Genomic DNA, 16,642 nt, shown 5'->3' with positions numbered 1-16,642 from the left:
GGTGGTTTCAAAGCGCAGCACATTGCCGGCTCCGGTCTGGCCGAGTGCCACGTAGGTGGCGAGGCCGTTGTCGCCGAGGACGATGTGGTTGCCGACGCCGAGATTGATGATGTCTTCGCCGTCGCCGCCGAGGACAATCTTCGTGTCGTCGCCGGAGGTGATGATGTCGTTGCCGCCGAGGTCGGTCAGAGTCGGCTTAGTGTAGGTCGCCACTGAGGCGAAATCCACGCCGTTCGTGTCCATCCGGACGATGCCGTTGTCTCCCAGAATTGTGTCGGAGCCAGTGCCCGTGGTGATCGTGTCCGCGCCCATGCCGCCAAGGACCGTGTTGTTGCCATTGCCTGCATTGATGAAATCATTGCCACCGGTCGATGCCAGGGTGTCCGTGGTTTCGTAGATGATCACGGCTCCTGCGGCATTGAAGGTCAGCTGGCCATTGTCACCAAGAACGATGTCGCGGCCGGTTCCTGTCAGGATGAAGTCACCGTCGAAGGAAGAGGCGAGCGGGTTCGTCAGGGCGCCGCCACCGTTGGCACCGCCGAAGACAATGTTGCTGCCTTCGCCTGCATTGATGAAGTCGTTGCTGCCGACAGCGAGATCGACCGTGCGAATGCTGCCAACGAGATGTGCGAGGCCGTCGGTGATGTCGTTCAGCCCGCCCCAGCCAAGAATCTGGACGACATTCGAATTCGCATCGGTGTATTCCACACGACCACGGTCGCCGAAGATGATGTCGTCACCGCTGCCACCTGTGATGTCGTCTTTGCCCTGACCGCCGAAGATCACCAGCGGCAGAGACGAGCCGGAAGCGTCCACGACATCGTCATCCGTGCGGGAGGTGCCGAGGTAGTCATGGTCAAACGGTCCCTGAGTATTGAGGACAAAGAATCCGTCGGTGGTGGAGTCGAGAGCGACGGTGACATGGTCATTTCCAAGCCCGGTGTTGAGTGTGGTGATGGTCCTGACCGCAAGGCCGCCGACAAGAGGACCGGTGTCCTGGCGTGTGCTGAAAACTGTGACGGTGTCATTGCCGTAGCCGCTCCAGACGGTGATGCCGCCGGCAAAGGTGCCGCTGGCGTTGTAATTGATGTCCGCCGGAGCGAGTCCGCGAATCTGGCTGCTGGTCATCACCACGCTGGAATCACCGACGCGGGAACCGACATCGCTGACCATCAAAAGATTCGTCCCGGAGCCAGCATCAATATTTAGCGTGCCTTGCACCGCATCGAGCGTGCCCTTCATGGAGGTCACTGCGGCAAAGCTCGTGTTGTCAGCCCGAATGCCGGTGACGGAGTAGCTGTAGGCACCCGGGGCCAGAAGATCCTCCTGGTCATTTCTGCCATCCCATGGGGTCGAATATGAGCCAGATGCGGCCGAGACAAGATTCAGACTGGCGAGGGTGAGGTCCAAGGTGCGGACCACGGCTCCAGCGGCATCGCGCACTATGATTTGAACGGAGGAGGCAGGCTCAGGGAGTTCAAAGGCAAGCACTGGGCGGTCATCTCCGCTGAAGGCGATGACGTTGCCGGTCTGGAAGCCGATGGTGCTATTCAGCTGGCCGGCATTGGCGGTGGAGGAGACGAAGATCTGGTCTGCGCCTGCACCGGTGTTCAGATTCGTCACCGCGCTGGTGCCCTGCACGTTGAAGACATCATTTCCTGTTCCGAGTCCGATGGTGAGAGTTTCGATACCGTAGTAGTTGATGCCGTTCTGGCGGGTGGCGACTTCGATGGTGGCGCCTGCATTCAGCGCAGAGGTGTCAACGGAGTGAACGCGTGTCGCGCGATGCGCGCCCTGGAAAGTGACGAGGAACACATTGCCGACCTTGAGAACTGCCACGTTGCTCGTGTGCGGCAGTCCGCCATCTGCATTGCTCGGATTCAGGATAGGCTCAAGGTATTTGGCCAGTTCGTCCGCCGTGACATCGTAACGGATTGGGGCGGTTATGACCGTGGAGTCGCCGAAGAATGTGATCCCGGTGGAATAGGCGGGAAGCGCCTTGGACAGACTGCGCTTGATGGCCGCCACGGTTTCGGCATCCAGCTGGAATTGCAGAGTGAACGTGCCGCTGATGGCATCGATCGTGAAGGTTTGCACGGTGTTCACCTGCGGCAGCGTGGTGCCCTCACGAAGGGTGGCGACCACCGCATTTGCCGAGGAATCAGCACCAGCAGCGAGGCCGGTGGTCTGCAGGGTTTCGCCCCAGGCGAGCTGCGACATGTTTTGCCCGGCCAGATCACCCCCAAAGGTGATGGTGTAGGTGACGGTCTTGGCGCTCTGGCGGTATTTTTCAACGCGGATTCCGGTGGACCCCAACAGGGTGTTCAGCGCGTTTTGGAGATCGCTCGCCTCGATGTCATAACTCAGGGCACCTGTCAAAAGAGTGCCGCTTGAGCCGGCGTAACTCAGCATGAAGCTGCCGGACAGCGCCTGGATGGACACGGTCTGAACTTCACTCACGCCCGGCATGCCGAGCCCCGTCAGAGTCGTAGGAGTGAGAGTTCCGGTGCTGTTCGCGGGATTACCGGAGTCATCCACGTTCAAGACATCGGTGTCACCAGCGCCCACGACGGTGAGGAGGCCGCCGACCTCATTGAGAAGATGCTGCGTGCTGCCCACATTGATTGTGTCATTGCCTGCGCCGGTGTCGAGGATGGTGTGTCCCACGACGGTCTGCACATTGATCAAATCGTTGCCTGCGCCCGTGCGGATGATCGTGGTGCCTTCGTGGGTGGAGGCGATGGTCAGCGTGTCGTTACCGAAGCCGAGGCTGATGTCGAGCACTTCAAGATTGGAGTAGCTGATGCCGCCGAGCAGGGTGCGGTTGCCGATCACGGTGTTCGGACCCATGCCAAGGCCGGTCAGCTGCGTGCTGGTCAGCGTGCCGACGTCGTGCGCGGGGCTGTCCGAGTTGTCCACGATCAGCGTGTCCACCTGATCGGCCTCGTTGACGAGCACGTTCGGATTGATCGGCGCGTAGAAGTAGGAGTCACCGGCTTTCGGAGCGATGCCGTTTGGCCAGCCGCCCACGAATGTCACCGTGGTCAGGTCGGCGGACACTGAGAGGACGCGCATGAATGCACCGGCGGCATCTCCGTCCAGAATCGTGAAGCCGTAGTAGTGGCCGTTCATGCGTGGATCAAATCCGGCGACCAGGCCAAGAGCCGGGTCCACATGCACTGCGGAGGTGTCGGTGATGGAGACATTGCCATTCGACTCAGTCACGGTGCTGATCCTGCCGTCGCGCAGCGGCTTGTTCAGCTCGCCCGGAAGCAGGAAGGGATTGTTCAGCGAGCGGTCAGCACCGACGACGAAACCGCCATTGATGGTGAGCGGTCCGCGAATGGCGTTCACACGCGCCTCCACGGCGGCCACGACCTTGGCATCCCCACCATCGACGATGTTGTTGTCCCTGGCCGTCACGTAAACATTCTGCGCCGTGTCCCAAGTCGTCTCGGTGAACACAATCTGCGGGCGCAGATGGGTGGCGTTCAGCACGGTGAATGAGACCTTGAAGCGGCCGCCGTCAGTCAGCGCCACGGTGAACTTGGCAACATTGACGGCGTCAGGTGTGGAACCGTAAACAGCCGGCAGCAAGGCACGCAGCGCGGTGGCGACATCGGCCAGGGTGTTGCCGTCCTGCGCCACGTAGGTGTAGTTGATCCCATCCAGACGAAGCGTCCAGGTGGTGCCCGACTGCACACTGCCCTTCAGTTCGATCGTCGCGCTGTTCCAGCCGCCGATGACGTTAGGATTGCTGACAACGACGCTGCCATCAGGTGAGATCGAGAACGCGGTGGTGAAGGAGGTGGCCACGCCTGCGATCACACCGCTGTTGATCTGCGCCTGATACACACTGCTGGTGATGGTCAGCTTTGTGCCATCACGCACCACGAGGTAGGTTTCCGCATCTGCCAGAGTCTTGCCATGGATCGCAGTGGTGAGACCCGCTGCCACGTCGGCCAGCGCATCGTTCAGTTGCACGGTGTAGGAGTAGTCCTGTCCGTTGAGGGTCAGGGTCCAGATCTGATCCTTAAGCGGGGATCCGGCCAGCTCCACGACGACGCGTGGCGTGGCCACATTGACCTGGACGCCAGCGCTCTCGCCGTAGTTGGCTTCAGGGACGAAGGCGAGATTGGAATTGTAGGCCCGGGTGATCTGTGGCAGCACGTCGATGGTGACAGTCGTGCCAGTCGCAGGAGCGCGTGTGAGCACCATGGAGTAAGAGTCTCCGACCGGGGTATAACCGCTGAACTCATCCCGGAGGTGGTATTCGATTTTGAACTTGCTGGTGTTGTCCACGCCCGTCCATTCCTGATCCACCGTGTAGGTGTTGTTCTTGGCGTCGTAGGCAAGAATCGTCCCAGTCTGGCCAACACCGCCGCCATCAACGATGGTGATTTGTTTGCCCACGAGTTCGATCGCGTCCGTGTTGGTGTCATGGCGCTGGACTGAAACATTGAGTTCGTAGGACATGCCGGCCGCGACTCCGATGTACGTGTCAGGGATGCTGGCATCATCAAAATGGCGATACGTGCCGACCCTTACGATGTAGGTGTCTGCGACCGTGAAGTTATGAGTGAGGAAGGGATCCAGTGCACTGGAGCTGCCCGAGTCGATCAGGCCGCCAGCAGCCACACCGATGTTCTTGGGTATCCCCACAACAGGGAGGCCGGTGGTCGCGCTGAAGATTTCCAGATAGAGGCTGTCTGTGTAGAAATTGAGCACCGGGGCCCACCAATACCCGCCCACCACGGCACCGCGCAGGATTGTCCCATGGTCAATATCGAAGAGGGCTTTGACCACACCGCCACCCACGGAAACCTCAGCCGTCATGCCAGTGAACCATGCCTTCGAGGTTCTCGTCACCGGATTTTTCGGTGTGATCGTGAGTGTGGAGCCGCTGCGTGTTGCGGCATAGACGTCGCTGTAAGCGTTGATCTCATCCTTCAAGGCCTCAGCCACCTTGTTGAGTGTTTCACCGTCCTTGGAGGTGTAGATAAACTCGTGGCCGTTCAGCTTGATGGACCAGACGTCTCCTTCAGTGACCGTGAGAGCCGGATCGAACGAAAGAATCACGGTGGAGTAGTGCGGCCGCAGATTGTCGAGGTTGTCGGCATTGGCTGGCGTATCGCCGAGCAGTTCGGTGGTGCGATTGCGGGTCTGCTGAATGAGCGTGACGGGAACCAACGCGCCAGTGGAGCTGTGGAATGTCAGGGCGGTGCCGCCGCTTGGATTTGTGACCACGTAACCGTTGAGAGCGGAAGTTAACCGGTTGTCATAGAAGTCTTGCGCAATCTGCCCGAGACCGTTCGCCGAAGCAGTCTGCGTGATCGTCTGCCCGCCAATGATGAGCGCCCAGACATCTCCCGTCGTCGAAGCGCCGCCTGCGCCACCGGTGAAGCGGATGGTCTGCGACCACTGGCCTGGATAGGTTCCGCTGATGAGCGCGGTCGTCGCGACTGTGGTCCCTGTGACTGTCAGTGTGGCCTTCACGCCCGTTGCATCCGTGAAGTTCAGCACCGAGCCCGTGGCGGTCGCGCCTGTGATCAAGTTCGCGAGGCCTTTGGCCACGTCGTTGAGATCGATGGTGCTGCCCGCGACTGTATTGGTCACCACGTAGGACAGGCTGTCCACCACGGTGCCGTCTGGCCGCGTGAGCACCAGCTGCCAGGTGTCACCCAGATTCACGCTGGTCAAAGCTGGGGTGGCGAACTGGATGTTTGCGCTGCTCCAGTGACTGACGACGCTGCCGGTACCGACACTCATTGCTCCGCTAACTGCAGCGGCAACAACTGAGAAGGATGCGGTGAAAGAAGAACCGTCGTTGCGGACGATGTTCAGGCGCTGTGTGGGCCCGGCACCCACCGTGGTCTGGACGACCGTGAAGCCGGATGCCCCGTTGCTGTCGAACTGGGTTTGAAAGTAGCTTGCGATGTCTGTCAGCGTGGTCGTGGACCCGACTGTGATGGATTTTTCAGGCTGTCCATTGAGCCCGAGGCTCCATACCTGACCGGGTATCAAGGTGGCTGCCAGACTGGAGAAGTCGAGATTCACCACCGCCCAGGCTGTGGCATCACGCACGATGACTGCTGCAGGAGCGCTGTTGTTCAGGGATGCCGTGAAGTCCGCATTGTCGCTGGTGATGGTCAGCTTGCCTGCAGCATACGTGACCGTGAATGCGGCTGGAACATGCGGTGTGGTGTCATTGCGAACGGCTGTGGCCAGTGCATTGCCGACATCATCGATGGTTGGCGTTCCGGTGGAGGCTGTCGTGAAGACATAACCCACGCCGTTCAATGTGAGGGTCCATGCCTGGCCTGTGCTGACGGTGAGGCCCGTGAGGCTGATGGTCGCGTTAACAATCGAATGCACGCTGCCTGCGGCTTGAGTGATGTCTCCCACGACCTGTGCAGCCACCACTGGCAACATTTCGACCTTGATGCCCGCTGCCTGGGTGAGGGTCAGAACGCTGCCCGTGCGGGTGGCGATGCCGCCAATCGCCCGCTTCAGGCCTTCAGCAATGTCAGTGAGATTCAAGCCGTCGGATCCAACCAGATCGCCATCGGAGTCAACGCTTCCGTTTCCATCCGAATCGCCGACTACGTAGTCATAGGTGTTGATCGTCGTGCCGTCAGCCTGCGTGACGCGCACGGACCAGGTCTCACCGAGCATAGGCGTTCCGGTGAAGGTGATGTTGACCAGAGAGTAGTAGCTTGCGGTCCCGGTCGTCGTCTGCGACCCGCCAGAAGGAGCCGCAGCGACGGTGACGTTCACGGTGAATGGGACGTTCGCAAATCCGCTGGTGCGAACAATGGTCAGCGTGTCACTGCCCGGCGCTTTGGGAGCCAGTGTGTAGCCTGCAGCTGCCGAGAAGTGAGCGATCACCTGAGCCAGAGTTTCGACGGTGCCGTTGCTCTGACCCACAGTCGAAGTGCTGGTCACCGTGCCACCCGCATCAGTCAGCGTGAGGGTCCAGATCTGGTTGTGTTGCACGGTGCCACCGAAACGGATCTCAGCCTGGGTCACTGCCAGGCTCTCAACGGTGGTGGGCGAACCTGGGGTGACGTTTGCAGCGGCATTCTGTACCGCCGTGCCGCTGATGACGGCGGTGCCGGTGGGATTCGTGCCTGTGACGGCGAAGGCGACGTTTGCTCCACCCAAACCGGTGATGGTCAGCGTGTGAGTGGTCGAATTGTAGGTGGCTGCGCCTGCGGCCACGCTGCCATCGAGCTCAGCAAGAGCCTGCCCGAGTTCGTCAAGCGTCAGAGCGGTGCTGAGAGTGAGGCTGTAAGGGGTGGCAGTGCCATTGATCAGCACGGACCAAGTCTCACCAAGATGAGGTGTGCCGCCCAGAGCGAGGTTCACGATGTCAAAGGACACACTGGAAACTGTGGAGACCTGATTGGTCACGGTTCCGGCCGAGGCGATTTTCTGAACCAGCTTGATCCAGAAGCCGTTCGGGTCGGTGATCGTCAGGGAACCTGCATCTGCCACCAGGGTGTAGGTCGGAACTGCGCCGCCGGTGAAGCTGCTGATGACGGATTCAAAGTCTGCCTGAATACCCGCAGCCACCTGGGTGAGGGTATCACCCTGCACGGCGGTGTAGGAGAACTGGCGGCCATTGATTTCCACCGTCCACTGATCTCCGACAGCGACTGCGCCCTTCAGCGTCACAGCCACCAGAGAGTAGTAGTCGTGGTTCGCGTTGTCATTGAAACTGCCTGTGAAGCTGCCGGCCGGGCGGTTGAGCATCTCTTCCGTGATGACGAAGCGGTACTCGTCATAGGTTCCGTTTCCGGAGCCGAGAATGGTTACGTAGGGGACTGCGGAGGTGATGGTGGAGCCATCGCCGATGTCAGCGTTATCAAAGGTAAACCAGAGGCCGGGGCTGTTGATGTCCTGAGCGGCTGATCCGGATGTGGAGCCGGAGTTTTGCTGGGAGGCGTCTTGCAGGCTTTCGTTTTCCAGGACCGGATAAGGGGCGAAGGTAAAGCTGGCCGTCTCGTGGTAAGGGAGGGAGATATTCAGATCATAGCTGACTCCCTTTGGCAGACCGATTGAATGACTGACTTCAACCTTGGGCCCGAGCCAGTTGATCACTTCCACCAGATAGGTGCCTGCCGTGGTGAGTGTCTTCGAGAGCTTGCCGTCGAGCTGGGTGATGCTGCCGGGATCCAGCACTGGATTCAACTCGTCACTGACCGCAACGAGCGTCGGGACCAAGGCACCACCGGCATCAGGCACCAACTTGTAGAGACGAAGCTGAGAAGCCCAATAGACGCCGTAGTTCTCGTAGCCGTGGTCGATGTCGAAGACGGCATTGATGCCAGTCACACCAGCCAAGGTGGCGCGATCGAGCATCGCCTGAGTGATTTCAAATTTGTAGAAGTCTGTCTCGCCATTGCCTGTGCCGGTGATCGTCAGATGAGGGATGAGCGAGTTGTCGATTTCAGGATTGTAGCTCGTGCCCCAGCTGCCGAAGTCGATGGGCTGGGCATTGAAAGCATTGTCATGGCTGGCGGTCTCATTCATGACCGAGGTGCCGAAGTCTCCGACGAAGCGTGTCACGGTCTTCTTCTGCACCGTGTAGGGTGAGGCCGGGAAACCAGCCGGTGGGGTGGTGGTGATGTCGGCCACCAGCTTGTCAGCCAGCAGGCTCAGTGTGTTCGTCGTTGGGGTGACAGCAGCGGTGTAAGTTGAGGTGGCGCCGCCGTAAGTCGAGAGGGTGATGGAGATCTTGTCGCCTACCACGGGAGTTCCTGAGAGCGCGATGTTCAGCTGACGCCATCCGGCTAGTCCGCCAAAGGATGCCCTGCCCTGAGTCATGCGAGCGGTGAATCCCAGCTTCACGGCATTCGTGTCCGAGATGGTCAGCAGGCCCGTGGTGGGATCGACGGTGGCGTTGTAGAGACCGCCGGTGGTGATGGCGGTTTTCAGTGCGTTCGCCAGATCGATCTTATTGGTAAGGCCCTGAGATGAGACCGTGTAGGTGGAAACAACGGAGTCGCGGGTGAGAGAGAGTTCCCAGGTCGGATAGGCAGCCACGTTGTCATCCAGACTCACGACGACTTGCAGCCAGACCGCAGTCCCGCTGATGGTTGCCTTGATGTCGCTTGCCTGAAGATTCAGAGTCGAAATCGATACTCCGGCCACGATGGCGGGGCTTGTGGGAGCCAGCGTCACATCCAGCAAGACCACGCTATCAAGAACCGCCGTGATCTGGCCGCCGCCGAGGAGGATCAGATCGCTCGGTTCGATGACGGAGGTGGAACCGAGAGTCTCGCGGACGAGCACGCCAGCGACGTTGTTGTCAGCAATCTTCACGTCCACCGACCCGACGTCTCTGCTTTCGCCATTCGAGCCAGCCACATAGGAGAAGACCTGGCCATCCAGCATCACGCTCCAAGTGCCGCCGACGGGGACTGCACCGGAGAAGGTCAGCGTGAGATTGGCGTAGACCAGAACATTTTGCACGGTCATGGCTCCGGCAGGGCCTGCAACGGAGACGGTGAGCGGGTTGCCATTGAGGCTGCGGACGATCAAGGTATCGCCCAGAAGCGAGGCATTGTAGTCGCCGCTGCCATTGATGGCGTCACGCAAGGCGCGCGAGATGGCCGAGAGGGACTGATCTTGCGCCCCCACCAGAGAGACAAAGCTCTTCGGACCACCCAGCGCACCGCTGTCAAGCGTGATGCTCCATGTTTGATTCTGCACCGGTGTGCCGCTGAAGAGAATGTTCTTCACGTCCAGGGCCGTAGTCGCCGTACCGCCGATGGTGACGTTGCCGCCGGAAAGACTGCGGGCGTCGATCAGGCCGCCACCTGCACGAGTGATGGTGAGCACATGGCCTGCGGCATCTGCCGTCACGTTAAACTGAGCCGCAACATCACCTTCCACTTTCGATGCGAGTCCGATCGTCACGTCATTCAGCGTGAGAGCAAAGTAGTCCGCGCTGGTCGTGGTGGCATCGATCTCATGCGTGATGCGCGAGTAGTGGAAGCCTTCGTCCAGCGAGTCGGGGGAGGCAGTCACCCGGACCTTCTGCGGCTCATTCCAGTTGGCGGCAGTGAAGGTCAGCTGCGTCGCCGAGGTGACCACTTGCGTGTCGTGAATGATATTCACCAGAACGTTGGCCGTCGGCGCACGGGTCAGCACCACGTAGTAGTCGTAGAAGGCGGCGGAGGCCCCCTGCTCTGCCACGACCGCCTTGTCCGGGCCGGTGAGCACCACGACGCCTGCGGCATCGTCATCCACCACCTGTGCGATCACTGTTGGCACGTTGATCTTGTCATAAGCGCCGCCGTCATCGGCGCTGCCACCCTGCTGCACGCTGTGCTGGATCAAAATCTGTCGTGGTCCTTCAGCGAGAGAGTCGTCCGGCGCTGTCACGGTGACATACTGAGGGATGAACCAGTTGGTGCGGTCAAACACCAGAGTGACGCCATCGAGTTTGCCATTCACCGCCACTCCGTTGCCACCGGCGGCGACTTCGCTGCGTTTCGGGAGGACCGGCACGGCAGTGACCAGAACGGCCTCTTCAGGCGAGCGCGTGAGGACAATGGCATACTGAGATACCTGATAGCCGGCCATGAGCGGATTTTCGAAGACCATGAGCGGCCCGTTCACCAGGGTGATCACCAACCCGGCTTCTTCGTTGTCTGCGACATTGACAGAGATGCCCTGGGCGAAAATCGCCTGATAGCGTGCATCGGCGCTGGTGGTCTGATTCAAGATCAGGCCGCTGTGTCCGAGCAGATCATTGGCCACGACGGTGATTGCATCGCCATTGTTGCCGCCACCGACGTGGAAGGTGTCACTGCCCAGACCGCCCACCACTTCGATGGCCACGGCATCGGAGGTGCTTTGGATGAAAAAGGTGTCATTGCCCTCCAGGGCATCCACCACGACTTTTTCAATACCGCCGTAGCGAACGAACAAGCCTGCTCCCAGAATGCCCTTTTCAGTGATGACGAAATCATCGCCGTACTCGGTGCCGATGACGGTGAGTGTGTCAAAGCCATCACCGCCTTCAATGTTCACCGGTGCATTGACGGTGTAGGAAATAAAGTCCGCACCCTGGCCGCCATTGATGTTCGTGAACGGAGCTTTCGAATCGGCCGGATCGACCTTGACGAAGGCGCGCACGGTGAAGGTGTCGTCGTCCTCTTCCCCATAGAGGTAGAGGTCCGCCTTGTTGCTGTAAACTGTGAAGGTGTCACTGCCAATGCCGCCGTAGATGGTGGTCGGATTGCCCTTGCCATTGCCGTTGCTGAGGTAGCCCTGGGTCGTCAGCGTGGTGCGGAAGAAGTCGGAGGCAGCGAGGCCCGTCGCGTCGCGGAAGTTCTTGTAGTCGTCCGTGGAGTCATACAACGCCAGTTCGGAGCCCGCTGGCAGATCGGAAGGATGGCGAGGTGCCGCGAAGATCTGACCGATCTGGAATTTGTCATTGCCCGCTTCGCCATAAAGCGTCAGCGGCGAGCTGGTGTCGTCGAGAACGAAGGTGTCGTCCTCATCGCCGCCATAGACGGCGATGTCATTGATGGAGGAGTCGTAGTTGATGCGCTCCGCGAGTCCTGTGAGGTTGCCCTGCGCATCAATGCCCACGGCAGCGATGACGTTCGGACGGAACAGGAAGAAGTCTTTCCGTGGCGTGCCGTAGACTTTCATCCGGTTCGGTCCAGCCACTGCATTGTCGGTGACGCGGATCACCGTCGAACCATATCCGGCCAGGCCGATTTCATAGAGATCACTGCCTGCTCCACCGTTCAGCGCCAAAGTCGCGGAAAGAAGACCATTCTCATAGGTTTGAAGCCCGCCGCGGTCGTAGTTGACGCGGATGACGTCATTGCCAGTGCCTGCATTGACCGTGGTAAAACCACCGATGCTGCGTATGTTGATGATGTCGTTGATCTGGTTGTCCACGGACGTTTCGTTGCCCGTACTGATCGTCGTGACGGAACCGGCAGGCGTGCTGTCGAGGAAGAACTGATCATTGCCGTCGCCCAGCCAGAGGGAGATCTTGCTGAAGGACGAATAGGTGATGCCACTGCCGGTCATGGCGGTGTGGGTAAACTCCGTGGCGGTCAGCGCACCCGATCCAGCCAGCGTATCGCCGCTGTTATCCAGATAGATCTCGTTGCTTGCAGCCTCCCCGTTGAGCGTCAGATGTCCGGCGATCTGGTTCAGCCTTGACGTGGTGACCGGTGGAACCAAAGCACCTGTGACGATGTCACTGCTGGCCAGTCCGCTGTAGGTGCTGCCCACGTAAACTTTGTTCAGGCCACCGACGCCCAGATTGACCGTTGTCCGCGTGCTGTGCGAGCTGTTGATGGTGACGATGTCTGCACCGCTGCCCAGGCTGACGAACAGGTCTTCGATTCCAGTGTATTGGATGCCCTTGGCTACATCATCTGCGCCCATGCCGAGGCCGGTGATCCGCGTGCTGGTGATCAGACCGATATTGGCAGCAGTATCACCCGTGTCGTTGAGGGTAAGTGTGTCGTTCGCGCCCTGACCGTTGATGATGAGTTTGCCACTGATTGCATTGAGATTCACGCCAGTGCCGACTTCGGAACCGCCCACGGTCACTGCCGCCGAACCGGTGCCAGTGTTGAGCGTCGTGGTGGTGGTGGAGTTTGTGCTGCGGATGGTCGCCGTGGTCAGTCCGGCCCCCAGGGAGATAATCAGCGCATCGAAGCCTGTGTAGTCGATGCCCTTGTTCCCGGCATTAGCGCCCATGCCAATGCCGGTGAGCAGTCTGGCGGTGAGGATCAAAGTCCCAACCACGCTGTCACCGGCGTCATTGACGTTGAGCGTATCGCTGCCGCTGCCAGTAATCGTGAGCCTGCCATTGATGGAGTTGACGTCGCCTGGGGTCGGAAGATTGGTGGTGCCCACATTGACCGTGTTGGTGCCGGTGCCGGTGTTGATCGTGGAATCCATCGCCGCTGCGCGGATGTTGATCGAGTCGTTCCCATTCCCGCCATTGATGGCGAAAGCGGCGGCCGAACTGTTGACCGTGATGGTGTCGTCATCGTCATCCCCGTTGATGATGAAAGCTGCGGAACTGGCGTTCACGGTGACAATGTCATTCCCGCTGCCAGCGTTGACCGTGAGGGTGGCGGAATTGGTGTTGATCGTGATCGTATCGACTCCGTCGAAGCCGTTGATGGTGAGTCCGCCGGTGTTAGCGGTCACGGTGAAGATGTCGTTGCCAGAACCGCCATTGACCGTCGTCGGGATCACGGCTGCGGTGATGTTGAAGGTGTCGTTGCCACCGAGACCGTTGACCGTGAGAGACTCGATATTGGAGTAGTTGACGACCTCGACGCCGACGGAAACACGCGAGCCCGTGATCGCGATCAAATTTGCAGCGGAGGTGCCATTGACCGTGAGCGTGTCGCCCGCACCCGCGCCCGAGTCGTTGATCGTCACGTTGCCGCTGCCGGAGCCCGTGACACTGACGGTGTAGGAGTCGGTACCGCCAGCGCCGTCGATCGTTGCGCTGCCGGTCCAGCCGCTGACAGTGAAGCTGTTGGCACTGGCACCACCGGTGAGCTTGGCCACTTCGATGGAAGTCAGCGTGAAGCCGCCCGTGCCGGAACGACCCAGCGTGGTGTTGGACAGAGTGAAATTGGCGTTGTTGGCTGCCACGATCGTATCCGTGCCGCCACTGCCATCGATGAGGCCTGAGCCTGACCACCCGGAGATGGTGAAGGTGTTGTTGGCGCTGCTACCGTAGAGTTCAGCAATGGCGAGATTGGAAAGTGTGATGGAGGCACCCGACTCCTGCAGCAGGATATTTGTCAAAGTCAGGTTCGTGGAAGTGCTCGAGCGGATGAGGCTGGTGGCACCGTTGGCATTGAAGGTCGCGTTGCCGGTCCAGGGGGTTGCTTTGCCCGTGGTCGGATCAGGCAGACTGCTAGTCTCATAGGTGGCATTGACCGCACCGTTGAGCACCACGTTCTTGACGCCTTCAAAGGTGACTGTGTTGAGGGTGACGCCGTCGCCATAGTTGAGGCTGCCATCGCTGAGATTGTAGTTCGCCCAGCCGGGGGCATAGACCGTGACCTGCCCACCCGAGTTGTCGGTGACCTTGCTCAGTCCGGAGCCTGCGATGAAGGCTCCGCCGCCGGGACCGTACTTGACGGTGGTACTGCCACTGCCGCCTTGGACAGTCGCCGCGCCCCCTCCCATGAAGAAGCGGTTGGTTCCCGTGACGGTCTTGCCTTCGTTGATCTTCACCGTGGCAGTGATGCTGTCGTCGATGGAGATGAAGTTGTTGGTGTTGCCCGTGTCCCGGACCACGATCTTGGTCACGCCGTAGAAAGGATCACTGTCAAAGCCGAGCGCGCTGACGATGATTCCCCCGTTTGAATTTTTGGTGAGCGTGTAGCTCTCATCCTGAGCGCCGTACAGGGACCCACGGACACCGGCATCGATCCCGATATTGAGAGTGAGTGTATCTCCCGACTGGCTCGCGAGGATAGGTGGTGGCGGCGGCGGATTCAGGTCCAGAGCGCCCCAGGTCTTCGTCCAATTCCCGGAGATGACCAGAGCAGGAACGTGGACGGTGTAGGTCTTCCACGGCGTCCAAATTCGGAAAGAGAATGCCGGTGTGATTTCCAGCGACAGGTAAACCTTGGTCTTCAGGTAGCCATTGTCGATGGCGAAGATTCCAGAGGCTTTGATCTTGATGCCGAAGGCACCGAACTTGCCTGCCAGGCCACCGGCGAATCCTGCACCCGTGTTGGTGCTGATGCCGTTGATGTCGGTGAAGGAGATGCTCTTGTTGGAGAACGCCACCCAGATCTGGCCCTGGAAGCCGAAGACATCTGGATCAAGGAAGGTCAGCGTCGCCGCTGCCGTGAAGCTGTAGTCCCCATTGACCAGGAAGTAGCCGGTGACGTTGAGATTGATGACGCCGAAGAAATCGAGGGTGAGATCGAAATGCGGAATGCTGAAGCCAGCGCTGGAGATCTCGATGACGAGGCCACCGGTCAGCTTGAACCCAAACAGGTTCACATCGACATCAGTGACTCCGATGCGGAAGAAATTGGCTGCGATGACCTCTCCCGTGGCGGTGTCCGTGCGGGCCACGCGGCTCGTATTGATCATGAGCTGGAACTTGCCGGTGATTTTGAAACTGGCAGCAGGTGAAACATTACCGGTGAACTTGAGACTGAGGGCCAGACCCGGATTGGAGTCGTAATAGATTCCGGCAAAGCCGCTCACACTGAACGTCGCGCCGAAGAAGGACAGGTTGGCGCCGAGGGCAACGGTCAGACTCGATCCGGTCACGGTGATGTCGAACGTACCGTCAAGGTCCAGCGCACCGCCGAGGAACTTGAGGTGACCCACCGCATGAATCCGGGCGAAGAAGCCGCTGTCTCCCTTTGGAATGGTGATGCCGGCCAGCGTGACCGCCGCGCTGGTGGTATTGATCTGGAGCTGGAACGAGGCCGTCAGGTCGAAGCCGAGGCTGGATGGAAGAGTGAAGCCTGCGGAGAAGTTCAGGCTGATAGCCGCCGCGACGCCTGCATTGCTGATCTGGATGCCGCCTTCCGCGAGGAAGGAGAAGACGGTGTTGCCGTTCAGCTTGACGGCCATGGTCGCCTTCACTTCCATGGTGAAGCTGACAGCGCCGCCACCGATCTCGGCCACGACGTTCATGGTGCCCGTAAGCGTGAAGACATCCGCGAGCGTGATGCTGCCGCGTCCGATGATGACCAGGTAGGCGCTGTTTACAACGGGTGTCCACGTGCGGTAGTCGGCAAGGCCGTTGGCAGGTTTGCCACCAGGGATGACCAGCATGCGCTTGCCACCAATAATGGTCTCATAGCTGACGGTGGCGAGTGGGTCCGCTGAATTGAAATCAGGACCCTTCACCGTGGGCACCGGCGGACTTGGTGGCGTGGTGACCAAAGGCGTGGGGATCTCATAGGTGATCTCAACGCCCGTGGTGTTCATCACGAGCAGCCACTTCGCGCCGATAACCAGACCTGGAATGGCTTTGCTGCCCTGACTGAGGGTGAGCTTGGCAGCGAATCCCGCGTTGGCGCCGAACTGCACGTAGATCAAACCCACCGCATTGTAGGAGAAGATGGGATTGTCCGAATCAGGCCCGAGCAGCAGGTCGGCGCTCACAAAGATGGAGAGGTGATCCTTGTTGATGTCGATCGCCAGAGTACCATCCACCCGGAAGACTTTCACCCCGGCGATGATAAAGTCAGCGTGGCCGATGATGAAGATGCTGAAGGATTCCGGAGCGAGATCGAGCACAAGCGGGCCACCCGAGATGATGAGAGTCACTTTCTTCAGCTCGCCCGATGTGTTGAGCTTGATGAAGAACTGCCCGCCGACGGTGATGCCCCAAGGTTCCAGAAACTCGCCATTCGGCACGAGAAGGAATCCGCCCCAGACATTGACGGTGCCATCGCTTTCCCGCTTGATGGTGATCTCCCCTGCCGCAGTGCCCAGAGGATCGGTCTGGATGTCTGGCAGACTGAAGGAACCATTGGCCAGAGTCACCGTGAAGCTGTCGGAGGCGAAGCTGAGTGTCAGAGTGGCCTCGACATGGGCGCGGGCAATATCGAGCAGATTGTAGTCCGCCGCACCTGCGATGGAGATCTTGAAGACG

At 59.7% G+C, this 16,642-nt stretch carries 1 protein-coding gene; it reads right to left on the bottom strand.

The window, feature by feature from the left end:
* Positions 1-16,642: FlgD immunoglobulin-like domain containing protein (locus PSV43_RS16170; RefSeq protein ID WP_300199519.1), on the bottom strand; the 16,642-nt coding region annotated here is incomplete at both ends.

Origin of the sequence: Prosthecobacter sp., from assembly GCF_029946185.1 — a bacterium.
Classification (GTDB): Bacteria; Verrucomicrobiota; Verrucomicrobiia; order Verrucomicrobiales; family Verrucomicrobiaceae; genus Prosthecobacter.
The sequence above is the reverse complement of the archived record's forward strand: the minus strand, read 5'-3'. Positions and strand labels throughout refer to the sequence as shown.